The sequence below is a fragment of the Bradyrhizobium sp. NBAIM08 genome (assembly GCF_020193935.1).
In the GTDB taxonomy this organism is placed as follows: Bacteria; Pseudomonadota; Alphaproteobacteria; order Rhizobiales; family Xanthobacteraceae; genus Bradyrhizobium; species Bradyrhizobium yuanmingense.
In genome coordinates this window covers 1-404 of the sequence record NZ_JADYVR010000947.1, presented here as the reverse complement: position 1 = coordinate 404, position 404 = coordinate 1, and the positions used below count along the sequence as shown (strand labels likewise).

Annotated in this window: 1 protein-coding gene; it reads right to left on the bottom strand. The window is 73.0% G+C overall.

Features of this window, described 5'->3' with window-relative positions; genetic code table 11:
* A partial coding sequence (locus tag I6F37_RS42870; RefSeq protein WP_276573835.1) for an RNA polymerase sigma factor occupies positions 1-350 on the bottom strand: 350 nt, incomplete at its 3' end.
* Positions 351-404 lie beyond the last annotated feature (54 nt).

Below are 404 nucleotides of genomic sequence, written 5' to 3'. Positions count from 1 at the left end.
TCCCGGTCCCGCCGGTCTTCGTCGGCCCGATCCTCCCCGATCCCGGTGACGGCCATCGCCAAGTCTCGCCCTCCGGCCAATCGTCGCCGCGCCCCGGCCTTCTCCCGGACCGCGATCCGGTACGCGACCCCGTAGAGCCACCCGGCGACCGAGTCGAGGTCGCGGATCGTCCCCGCGTTCCTCGCCAGGAGCAGGAACGTCGCCTGGAAGACGTCGTCGGCCTCGTGCGCGTCGCGCAGGACCCGCCGGCAGAGCCCCAGCACCATCGGCCCGTGCCGCAGGACCAGGCCCTCGAAGGCGTCCTCGTCCCGCGACGTCCGGAACCGTTCGAGCAACTCTCGGTCAGTCATCCCGGCCTCTCGCTCCGACCTCGGCCCCGCCCCGCTCGGCCTCACACCCTCGAT